This is a genomic window from Nonomuraea sp. SBT364 (genome assembly GCF_001083785.1).
Taxonomy (GTDB): Bacteria; Actinomycetota; Actinomycetes; order Streptosporangiales; family Streptosporangiaceae; genus Nonomuraea.
Map to the genome: position 1 here is coordinate 1 of NZ_LAVL01000340.1, position 1,745 is coordinate 1,745.

Consider the following 1,745-nt stretch of genomic DNA (forward strand, 5'->3'; position numbering starts at 1 on the left):
TTTCGGGTTGGGTCGGGCGGGCTTCGGGGGAAGCGAAGCGGGTGGCGGTGTGGAGGGCGATGAGGGCGCCGACGCTGACGGCGAAGACGCGGTCGGCGCCGGTGTGCGCGAGGAGCGCCTCCAGGCCGGGTCCGGCGCCGAGCTGGTGGAAGCCGATGGTGGTGCAGCGATATGGTCGGCCTCGCGATGGCAAACACCGAAATTTCCCCCGCGACGGTGATCCACCCCCGGCCACGGCTCGGCTGGCTCGACGCCCTGCGGGGCGTCGCCGCGCTGGTGGTCGTGTACGAGCACGCGCTGAACCCGCTCTACCCCGAGCTGCGCGGGGTCACGGGCCCGTGGTTCGCCGCCGGCTGGTACGGCGTCATCGTGTTCTTCCTGGTCAGCGGCTATGTGATCCCGGCGTCGCTGGAGCGGCGGGGCAGCGTGGCCGGGTTCTGGATCGGCCGGGGCTTCCGGCTCTACCCGCTGTGGGCGGTGGTCGTCGGCGACGCGCTGCTGCTGGCCGTCACCGGGATCGACGGCATCCACGTATGGCTGACGGACCGCCCGGTCACGGCCGTCCTCGCGCACCTGACGATGCTCCAGGATCTGCTGAACGCGCCGAACGTGGTCAACGTGCTCTGGACGCTCTCCTACGAGATGGCCTTCTACCTGCTGGCCACGGCCCTCTTCGTGGCCGGCCGGCACCGGCGGAGCGCGGAGGTCGCCGCCGGGTTCGGCGTGCTGGCCGTGGCCGCCGGCGGGGTGCTGCCGATGACCCTGCTCACCCGGACGGGGCCGACGCTCGCCACCACCCTGGCCGCCATCGCGCTGGCCGGGTGCGGGCTGGCGGGGGCGCTCAGTTCCCGTGCCGTCGCGCGACGGGCGGGCGCGGTGGCGCTGGCGGTGCTCACGCTGGGGCTGATCGCGGTCAACAGCCGCATCCCGGCCTGGCAGAGCCTGACGATCCTGGCCACGATGTTCGCCGGGACGGCGCTGTACCGGGCCGAAGCGGGGCAGATCTCCTGGCGGCGGGCGGGGCTGCTGGCCGGCGGCGTGCCGGTGGCGGCGGTGGCGGCGGCGATGCTCTGGCACACCGAGGACCCGCTGCCGTGGGTGGTGGCGATCGTGGCGGCCTGGGCGACGTTCGCGGCCGGGATGCTGCTGGCCCACCGGGACGTGCCCGCCCTGTGGGCGTGGCTGGGGACGGTGAGCTACTCGGTCTACCTGATCCACCCGATCCTGCTGGAGATCGTCGACGGCTTCCTCGACGACCCGGCCGCCGTCGCCTGGCCGTACCGGGCAGGGCTGGGCGTGCTGGTCGTGGCGGCGCTCCTCGGCTGCGCCGCGCTCACGTACAGGATCGTGGAGGCGCCCGCGCAGCGCCTGGGCCGGCGCATCGCCTCGCGGTATCAGGACGGGCGGCCGATGTCCCGGCAACGGGTGTAGGTGGTGCCTGGACTACCCCCGTCTCTCCTCCGCGCACCAGTGAGAACGGCCGCCCGCGTCACTTGAATGGCAGGCATGACGCGAACGGACGTACCCGGCCGCTGGGCCGAGGGCATCGGCATGGTTCTGGGCCCGCTGCTTCTGCTGGCCGGGGTGCTGACCCGGCTCGGCGAGCGGGACTTCTTCCCCGGGCAGCTCGCCGCCTACGCCGACCGGCCCGGACCCATGGCACTCTCCTACGGCCTGTTCGCGGCCGGGGTGGTGCTGTTGTGGCCGGCGGTGACGGGGCTGGGGCGGCGGCTGGAGCCCGGGTG

Annotated in this window: 2 protein-coding genes and 1 pseudogene; 2 read left to right on the forward strand and 1 reads right to left on the reverse strand. The window is 73.8% G+C overall.

Annotation, left to right across the window (positions count from 1 at the left end; translation table 11 throughout):
• Positions 1-193, reverse strand: a 193-nt coding sequence (locus ADY59_RS52235) for a hypothetical protein (protein ID WP_197094204.1), incomplete at its 3' end; no start/stop codon positions are given.
• On the opposite strand from ADY59_RS52235, the gene ADY59_RS47210 reads away from it, so the two are divergent.
• Positions 187-1,431: an acyltransferase family protein gene (locus ADY59_RS47210; protein WP_049577902.1), complete on the forward strand. Its 1,245-nt coding sequence runs from the start codon at positions 187-189 to the stop codon at positions 1,429-1,431. The genes ADY59_RS52235 and ADY59_RS47210 overlap by 7 nt on opposite strands.
• Positions 1,432-1,506: 75 nt before the next feature.
• Positions 1,507-1,745 (forward strand): annotated as a pseudogene (locus ADY59_RS47215) (hypothetical protein); the annotation flags it as partial.

What these genes read in the sequence shown, in the direction of transcription:
- ADY59_RS47210 (WP_049577902.1), top strand. Translation starts at nt 187, where the DNA reads ATGGCAAACACCGAAATTTCCCCCGCGACGGTGATCCACCCCCGGCCA.